Origin of the sequence: Candidatus Nitrosotalea sp. FS, from assembly GCF_011319475.1 — an archaeon.
In the GTDB taxonomy this organism is placed as follows: Archaea; Thermoproteota; Nitrososphaeria; order Nitrososphaerales; family Nitrosopumilaceae; genus Nitrosotalea.
The window spans coordinates 18,408-18,777 of the sequence record NZ_RCMC01000251.1 but is presented as its reverse complement, the minus strand read 5'-3'; the positions used below and the strand labels follow the sequence as shown (position 1 = coordinate 18,777).

Sequence of the window (370 nt, the reverse complement as noted above, 5' to 3'; positions counted from 1 at the left end):
ATTACAGCATCAGACTTTGTCAAGGACAGATTCAACAGCAGAACACTTGCAATCATAATAGCAATCACAGGGATTGTTGCAGAGTTGCCATACATTGCACTTCAGATAGTTGGTATGCAATCAGTCTTGACAGTAATGCTTGCAGGATATGCCAATGCCCAGTTGGTTCAAGAAATTTCTCTTCTAATTGCTTTTGTAATTCTAGCAGCTTTTACATACACCAGTGGTTTGCGTGGAGCAACACTTACTGCGATATTCAAAGACATTCTAGTGTGGGCAACTGTAATTGTTGTGATAATAGTAGTGCCAATAAGCATAGGCGGATTCGGAAATGCATTCAAGGCAGCAGGAAATAGCTATGTATCTCTGT

General features: G+C 40.3%; 1 pseudogene. It reads left to right on the top strand.

Features of this window, described 5'->3' with window-relative positions:
* Window positions 1-370 (top strand): annotated as a pseudogene (locus DYY66_RS09985) (sodium:solute symporter); the annotation flags it as partial.